The organism is Corallococcus sp. AB032C, from assembly GCF_003668935.1.
Classification (GTDB): domain Bacteria; phylum Myxococcota; class Myxococcia; order Myxococcales; family Myxococcaceae; genus Corallococcus; species Corallococcus exiguus.
This window is the reverse complement of record NZ_RAWP01000208.1, coordinates 1-6,243: the sequence shown is the minus strand read 5'-3', so window position 1 is coordinate 6,243 and position 6,243 is coordinate 1. Positions and strand designations below refer to the sequence as shown.

The window sequence follows — 6,243 nt, the reverse complement described above, 5'->3', positions numbered from 1 at the left end:
CGCAGCCCCGGTCCCCCATGCCGCCGCCGCTGCCGCCGCCGCGAAGGGCACCAGCGACCTGGACCTGCGCTACCAGAAGTTCGACCCCATTGGCACGGGGCCGCTGGGGACGGTCTTCAAGGGCCGCTACAACGCCCTGGGGCTGGACATCTGCATCAAGGAGCTGAAGGACATCTTCGGCTACTTCTCCTTCCTTCAGCGCGGTGAGGTGCTCAAGCGCCTGAAGAAGGAGCTGTGCGCGCAGGCGCAGGTGCGCCACCCGGGCGTGGTGCAGATCCTCGACCAGAACGTGGACTCGGCGCGGCCCTACTTCGTGGTGGAGCTGATGCGCGGCAGCCTGAAGGAGAAGCTGGAGGCGGCCGGCGGCAAGGGCATCGACGTGCAGCACGCGCTGCGCACCTTCCTGCAGCTGGCGTACGGCCTGAAGGCCGCGCACGCCGCGGGGCTCACCCACCACAACATCAAGCCGGAGAACGTCCTCTTCGACACGTACGGCAACGCGAAGCTCTCCGACTTCGGCATGAGCCGCGTGGTGGAGGTGGACGCGACGAAGGGCATGCCCCAGGTGTTCGTGGGCACGGGCGGCATGGTCTACATGGCGCCGGAGCTGATGAACAAGGGCGTCCAGGAGGCGGGTCCCGCCGCGGACGTGTACGCCCTGGGCATCCTGCTCTACGAGATGTTCACCGGTCAGATTCCGGGCCGCCGCTCGCCGCTGCCGTCGGAGGTGAACCCGGAGGCGCCCAGCGGGTTGGATCAGCTCTTCGACAAGGCCACGCAGGACCGGCGCGAGCAGCGCTACCCGGACGTGGACGCGATGCTGGCGGACTTCTACAAGGCCTTCCCGGAGCGCGAGTACCTGGAGCGCGGCTCGCTCGTCCTGTCGTCGGATCCGCAGGAGTAGCCGTCGGCCGGGCAGGCGGGCCTCTTCGCGAGGCTCGCCCGTCCCCGCATGGACCTGTCAGAGTGCGGTGCGTCATGCACACGCGCCCCTCTGACAGCGTCCTCCTCACCGTCACCGGAAGGGACGGCCCCGACACCACCGCCCGCCTCACCGGCCTGCTCGCGCAAGCGGGCGCGGAGCTGCTCGACGTGGAGCAGGTGGTGGTGCAGGGCCTGCTCACCCTGGCCCTGTGGGTGCGTCTGCCGGGCGGAGAGTCCCTCCAGGCGCTCCCCGAGCTGGCACGGGAGCTGGGCGTCACGGTGGACGTCCGCGCGGTGCCTCCGGCCGTCACGTCTCCAGCGCCGGGGCCGGAGCCACTGCGCTACGTCGTCACCGCGGTGGGCAAGGCGCTGGGCCTGCATGACGTGCATGCGCTGACGCAACAATTGGTGGCGGGCAACGCGCGCGTGGAGCGCATCACCCGGCTGAGCGAGACGCCACTCGCCGCGGTGGAGCTGCACGTCACGCTGCCGCCGGACGCCGACACGTCAGCGCTCAAGCGCGCGCTGCTGGCGCTGTCCATGGCGAGCCCCACGTTCGATGTCGCCCTCCAGCGCGAGAGCCTCTACCGGCGCGGCAAGCGGATGGTGGTGATGGACATGGATTCCACGCTCATCCGCATCGAGGTCATCGACGAGCTGGCGCGTGCCTACGGCGTCCACGCGAAGGTGGCCGCCATCACCGAGCGCGCGATGCACGGGGAGATGGACTACGACGAGTCCCTGCGTCAGCGCGTGGCGCTGCTCGCCGGGCTGGACGCTCGCGTGCTGCACGAGCTGGCCGCGAACCTGCCGCTCACGGAAGGCGCGGAGACGCTCATCCGGGTGCTCCGTCGCCTGGGCTACCGCACCGCGGTCATCAGCGGCGGCTTCTCCGTGGCGGCGGAGGCGCTGCAGAAGCGGCTGGGCATCGACTTCGCGTACTCCAACGTGCTGGAGGTCCAGGACGGGAAGCTCACCGGCCGCACCCTGGGCACCATCGTCAACGCGCGCCGCAAGGCGGAGCTGCTGGAGACGCTGGCGAAGCAGGAGGGCATCCTGCTGGAGCAGGTCATCGCCGTGGGTGACGGGGCCAATGACCTGCTGATGCTGGAGAAGGCGGGGCTGGGCATCGCCTTCCGAGCCAAGCCGAAGCTGCGCGAGGCCGCCGACACGTCCATCTCCGCCGGCGGGCTGGACACCATCCTCACGCTGCTGGGGCTCACCGCGCGCGAGCTGCGCGAGGTGGGCTGAAACAAGCCAGGGTCAGAGGCGCATGCGCGTGGCCAGCTCGCGCTGCTGCACGGCGCCCTTCTCGAAGGCGAGCTCCAGCAGGGCGCGGAGAATCTTCGAGCTCTTCTCCTGGTTCTGCTGCACCGTCTGCAGGCGGGCCAGGTCCTCCTCCGTCCACTCGGAGGTGGGCGCGCCGCCCGCGAGGATTTCATCCAGGATGTCCGAGGCGCTGGAGCCCGCGTTCGCGGCGGGCGCGGGGGCCGCGCGCGCCGCGGGGGCCGGGGCGGCGGGGGGCGGCGGCGCGGCGTTCGGGTCGACGATGTCGCTGATGCGCTTCACGACCGTCTTGCCGCTCATGTCCACGACCTTGAACTCCTCCTCCTCCGGGAGCTCGCCCGCGTCCTGCTGCTTGTCCGAGTCGGGCTTGAAGCGCTTCTTCTCCACCGGCTCCTGGCCACGGTAGTGGCGCAGGATGGCGTGCTCGATTTCACGGTCGCCCGCCACCATGGGGACCACGCGGGCGCGGCTGCGCGCCGCGACCTGATCCAACGTGGCCAGGTCCGTGGGGTCGGACATCGCCAGCACCAGCGTCTTCCCATTGTCCTTGAGCTGCACGGGGAAGACGCCCTTCTGCTCGGCGAGCCCCACCTCCACGCGGGCGAGCGCCGCCGCGTCCTTCGTCAGGTTGCCCAGCTGCACGCGCGGCATTCCCAGCCCCTGGCAGATGGCCTGGGTGATGGTCTCCTCGGACGCCAGCCCCAGGTCCGCGACGACGCGCGACACGCGTCCACCCCACTGGTCCAGTGAGGCGAGCGCGCTGCGTAGCTGCAACTCGTCGATGACGCGCGCCTTGACGAGGATGTCCGCGATGCGATTCCGGGAAGGGGGAGCCATGGGGTGGGGATTCTAGCGTCGGATGGCGCGGACGCTCAGTCCACGTCACCGAACATGGCTTGAAAGCAAGGAGGCTGGACCATGCAGCCATTCGCGGACGCCGCCACCCAGATGTGCCCGTACTGCGGCGAAGAGGTCGAAGTGGACGTGGACTCGCTGGGCGCCTCCTCCGAGTCCTACGTGGAGGACTGCCCCGTCTGCTGCCGCCCCTGGCAGGTGCACGTCACCCGCGGAGAGGACGGCGCCGCCGTCACGTTGGGCCGCGACGACGACTGAGCCTGGCCCCCCGCCAGGAGAGCAGGCGGGCGGGCACGAAGGCCTTTCGCGGGAGCTCCAGGACGTGCGGGGCCGTTCCTTGACACGTCCCGAAGCATGGTTCTCTTGAGTCTTGTGAGGCGCTGCCGGGCGCTCCTGGAAACAGGGTCCCGGCCACCCACTTCAACAACGACCGTGAACCCGCACGACGTGCGTCCCAAGGGACGTCACGAACAGGAGACGACCATGCTGAACGCTCGCTATCCCTTCAACAACGCCGCTGTCACCCACCCGCTGCTGCGCGACTTCGACTTCATCTTCCGCGAGCTGGCCTCGCCGGGCGTCCGCGATGACGCCGAGCGCACCGTCACGCCCGCGGCGGACATCCTGGAGGCCGAGTCCGGCATCACGCTGCGCGTGGACCTGCCGGGCCATGACGCCAAGGCCATCCAGGTGAAGGTGGAGGACGGTGTGCTGACCGTGCGCTCCGAGCGCAAGGCCGAAGCCGTGCCGGAGGGCAGCACCCTGCGGCGCCAGGAGCGCGCCTCGGGCGTGTACGCGCGCCAGTTCCGCCTGCCGGAGACGGTGGACGCGACCGGCGTGGAGGCCCGCTACGACAATGGCGTGCTCACCCTCACCCTGCCGCGTCGCGAGGAGACCAGGCCCCGCGTCGTCGAGGTGAAGGTCCAGGGTTGATGCGCGTGCATCAACACCCCATCAGGGAGGCCGCTGCCCTCGCTGCCGCGAGGCGCGGCGACTCCCGCAAGCATCGTTGCGACCCGAGGGCTTCCGCGGTGGCCGGCGGAAGCCCCCGCCCTGTTACTTGCGAGCAGCGCTGGTGTTGAGCGCCAGCGGCACCCGGAACAGCTCCATTACCTGAGTCACGTCCAGCGGCTTGGCCAGGCACGCCACCGCGCCGGCCTGCTTGGACTGCTCCACGACGTCGGGCGTGTGCATGCTCGTCATGGTGATGAGACGCACGCCTTCCATCTGCTTGCGCGCGCGGATGCGCTTGCAGACCTCGATGCCGTCGATGTCCGGCATGTTGAGGTCGATGATCATCCCGTGCGGCTTCTGCTCGGACACCAGCAGCAGCGCCTCCACGCCGCTCGTGGTGGTCTGGAGCTCCACCTGGTTCGCGTGCGGCTTGAACGCGCGCTTGATGGCGTCCAGCACCGGGCGCTCGTCGTCCACGACCAGCAGGCGCACCGTGCTGCTACCCAGCTCCTCGGGCACGGGCATCTGGTGGGTGACCAGGAAGGTGCGCAGGTCCGTCGAACGCACCCGGCGGTGGCCACCCGGAGTCCGGAAGGCCATCAGGATGCCGCGGTCAATCCACTTGCTCACCGTCGACGGGTCCACCTGAAGCAACCGACTGATGTCGTGCGTCGTGTAGAGCTGGTCCGTCATCGCCGTACTCCCCTCGGACTGCATCGTTCCACTAGCCATGGAAATAAACACCTACCTTGAATGCGGGGTTTGATCAACCCACCCTACGACGTGCTGCGTTTATCTGTGCTTCTCATCAGACCCACGGCGTCATCCCAACGGCCACTGGCACGGAGGCACAGCTCCACAAGCTCACGGGCGGCTCCGTGACCGCCCACGTTCGTCGTAACGAAGTCTGCTTCCTGGCGCACCTCTGGAACAGCATCCGCCGGACAGGCGGACAGCCCTGAGAGTGACATGGGGTCCAGGTCGTTCAGGTCGTCTCCCATATACGCGCACTGATTCGCGGGTATCTGGAGTTGGGCGAGCAATTCAAGGAAGGCGGGACCCTTCTCCTTGCGGCCCTGGAAGATGGCGGCGAGGCCCAATTCTCGGCCTCGCGCCTCGACGATGCGGGACGTGCGCGCGGTGAGGATGGCGGCGGGCAGGCCCACCAGGCGGGCCATGACGAGCGCATGGCCGTCCTTCACGTTGAAGCGCTTCATCACTTCGCCGTTGTCGCCGTAATACAGCGCGCCGTCGGTGAGGACGCCATCCACGTCGAACACGAGCAGTCGCACGCGCGACGCACGGGACGTCAGCTCTTCCTTGCCCGGCTTGGAAGGCGCTTCCGTCTGCATGGCCTCCTCACCTTTCGCATGCATCAACTGGCTTCGTGACCCAGCGCGCGGCGGATGCTGAGTACATCTCGTAGCACGTCCTCGAACATCTGTGGATTGAGCGAGCACGGACCGTCACACAGGGCACGGTCGGGGTCTTCGTGGACTTCTGTGAATAAAGCGTCAATCCCGGCGGCGGCGGCGCTGCGGGCGAGCAGCGAGACGAACCGGCGCTCACCGCCTGTCTTTCCGTCGCTGGAGCTGGGGAGCTGGACGGCGTGGGTCGCGTCCATGCAGACCACGAGGCCGGCCTCGCGCATCTGGGCGAAGCCGCGCATGTCCACGACGAGGTTGTTGTAGCCGAAGGAGGAGCCGCGCTCGGTGACGAGCACGTTGGGGTTGCCCGCCTCCACGGCCTTGCGCGCCGAGTGGACGATGTCCTTGGGGGCCACGAACTGTCCCTTCTTCAAGTTCACCCCCTTGCCCGAGCGGGCCACCGCCTCCACGAGGTCCGTTTGCCGACACAGGAACGCCGGTATCTGGATGATATCCACGACTTCAGCGGCAGGCCCGACGTGGCTGGTTTCATGGACGTCCGTGAGAACGGGCACCCCCACCTCCCGACGGACACGGTCCAGGATTCTCAGACCTTCCTTCAAACCCGGACCGCGGAAGGACTTCCCGCTGGTCCGGTTGGCTTTGTCATAGGAACATTTGAAGGCATACGGAACGCCCAGCCGGGACGTGATGCCCTTGAGGAGGTGGGCGTGGCGCAGGGCCATCTCCTCGGACTCGATGCTGTCCGGGCCGGCGATGACGAAGAGGCGCTGGCCGGGGCCGACCTTGTGGCCGCACAGCTCGATGGAGGGGGTGTTGCTCATGAGCGCACCGG

Annotated in this window: 8 protein-coding genes; 4 read left to right on the top strand and 4 right to left on the bottom strand. The window is 68.5% G+C overall.

Annotation, left to right across the window (positions count from 1 at the left end):
* A partial coding sequence (locus D7X99_RS41230) for a serine/threonine-protein kinase (RefSeq protein ID WP_147476414.1) occupies nucleotides 1-904 on the top strand: 904 nt, incomplete at its 5' end.
* A gap of 74 nt (nucleotides 905-978) precedes the next feature.
* Entirely contained in the window at nucleotides 979-2,175 is a 1,197-nt protein-coding gene (gene serB, locus D7X99_RS41225) for a phosphoserine phosphatase SerB (RefSeq protein WP_121782499.1), read from the top strand.
* Between the two features lie 12 nt (nucleotides 2,176-2,187).
* Here the strand turns inward: serB and D7X99_RS41220 are convergent, their stop codons facing one another.
* A complete protein-coding gene (locus D7X99_RS41220; protein ID WP_121782498.1) occupies nucleotides 2,188-3,048 on the bottom strand; it encodes a general secretion pathway protein GspE in 861 nt (286 codons plus the stop codon).
* An 81-nt stretch (nucleotides 3,049-3,129) separates the two neighbouring features.
* Here D7X99_RS41220 and D7X99_RS41215 point away from each other — a divergent pair, with 81 nt between their 5' ends.
* Both D7X99_RS41215 and D7X99_RS41210 read left to right on the top strand, forming a co-directional pair.
* Nucleotides 3,130-3,324 (top strand): CPXCG motif-containing cysteine-rich protein, encoded by a 195-nt coding sequence (locus D7X99_RS41215; protein ID WP_120581566.1) that lies wholly within the window; start codon nucleotides 3,130-3,132, stop codon nucleotides 3,322-3,324.
* 225 nt (nucleotides 3,325-3,549) lie between these two features.
* The gene (locus D7X99_RS41210) at nucleotides 3,550-3,999 is read left to right on the top strand and encodes an Hsp20/alpha crystallin family protein (protein WP_233614195.1); all 450 of its coding nucleotides are present in this window, start codon (nucleotides 3,550-3,552) and stop codon (nucleotides 3,997-3,999) included.
* 123 nt (nucleotides 4,000-4,122) lie between these two features.
* Here the strand turns inward: D7X99_RS41210 and D7X99_RS41205 are convergent, their stop codons facing one another.
* From D7X99_RS41205 to kdsA, 3 genes are read right to left on the bottom strand one after another with little or no spacing between them, the layout of a single operon-like run.
* Nucleotides 4,123-4,752, bottom strand: coding sequence for a response regulator (locus D7X99_RS41205; protein ID WP_120562008.1), 630 nt, complete (start codon nucleotides 4,750-4,752; stop codon nucleotides 4,123-4,125).
* Nucleotides 4,753-4,796: 44 nt separating this feature from the next.
* Entirely contained in the window at nucleotides 4,797-5,372 is a 576-nt protein-coding gene (locus D7X99_RS41200; RefSeq protein ID WP_120581569.1) for an HAD family hydrolase, read from the bottom strand.
* 23 nt (nucleotides 5,373-5,395) lie between these two features.
* Nucleotides 5,396-6,232, bottom strand: coding sequence for a 3-deoxy-8-phosphooctulonate synthase (kdsA, locus tag D7X99_RS41195; protein ID WP_121782500.1), 837 nt, complete (start codon nucleotides 6,230-6,232; stop codon nucleotides 5,396-5,398).
* Nucleotides 6,233-6,243: the final 11 nt, after the last annotated feature.

Bases quoted from the DNA above. Each gene is read 5' to 3' on its own strand.
- serB (WP_121782499.1), top strand. From the start codon at position 979: ATGCACACGCGCCCCTCTGACAGCGTCCTCCTCACCGTCACCGGAAGG.
- D7X99_RS41220 (WP_121782498.1), bottom strand. From the start codon at position 3,048: ATGGCTCCCCCTTCCCGGAATCGCATCGCGGACATCCTCGTCAAGGCG.
- D7X99_RS41215 (WP_120581566.1), top strand. From the start codon at position 3,130: ATGCAGCCATTCGCGGACGCCGCCACCCAGATGTGCCCGTACTGCGGC.
- D7X99_RS41210 (WP_233614195.1), top strand. From the start codon at position 3,550: ATGCTGAACGCTCGCTATCCCTTCAACAACGCCGCTGTCACCCACCCG.
- D7X99_RS41205 (WP_120562008.1), bottom strand. From the start codon at position 4,752: ATGGCTAGTGGAACGATGCAGTCCGAGGGGAGTACGGCGATGACGGAC.
- D7X99_RS41200 (WP_120581569.1), bottom strand. From the start codon at position 5,372: ATGCAGACGGAAGCGCCTTCCAAGCCGGGCAAGGAAGAGCTGACGTCC.
- kdsA (WP_121782500.1), bottom strand. From the start codon at position 6,232: ATGAGCAACACCCCCTCCATCGAGCTGTGCGGCCACAAGGTCGGCCCC.